Here is a 607-nt window from a genome sequence, read left to right as displayed (position 1 = left end):
TGACCTAGTCAAGCATTTTTGTAACACTAGTGTATAAAATTTCTTACGCTGCACGACATCGTGCAGCATAAGGTGTAAGTCCACCGTTTGCACGATGTGGTCTTACGTGATTATATTTCCCATAAACGAATTCATAGAGCTTTTGGTCAAGAATGTCATTTGAATCAAACTTGTAGAGATAATAGAATTCGTGTTTGAGCGTATTGTAGAATCTTTCCATAACGGCATTGTCATATGGACAGCCTGCTTTGCTCATACTTTGTTGGACATAGTTTTTATCACAAAATTTATTGAATTCTTTTGCGGTAAATTGACGCCCTTGATCAGAATGCAGGATAATTCCTTTTGCTGGTTTTCGACGTTCTAGTGCGATTTTCAAGGTTTCCTTTGCCAATTCAGTATCGATATGACTGCTGTTTAATGATGCAACCACTTCACGACCGCAAAGGTCTATAATCGTGCAATTGTAACGCATTGTTCCATCTGGACGAGTTAAATATGTAAAATCAGTACACCATATTTTATTGGGTTCTTTTACATCAAATTCCCTATTCAGAAGGTTTGGAAAGATTTTATTGGCAGTTCCTTTTACATAGTTTGGTTTCTT

General features: G+C 36.7%; 1 protein-coding gene. It reads right to left on the bottom strand.

Features of this window, described 5'->3' with window-relative positions:
* Nucleotides 1-43 precede the first annotated feature (43 nt).
* A partial coding sequence (locus ACPC57_RS11605; RefSeq protein ID WP_434067008.1) for an IS3 family transposase occupies nt 44-607 on the bottom strand: 564 nt, incomplete at its 5' end.

The organism is Streptococcus sp. VTCC 12886, assembly GCF_049893425.1.
Lineage (GTDB): Bacteria > Bacillota > Bacilli > Lactobacillales > Streptococcaceae > Streptococcus > Streptococcus suis_AA.
The sequence above is the reverse complement of the archived record's forward strand: the minus strand, read 5'-3'. Positions and strand labels throughout refer to the sequence as shown.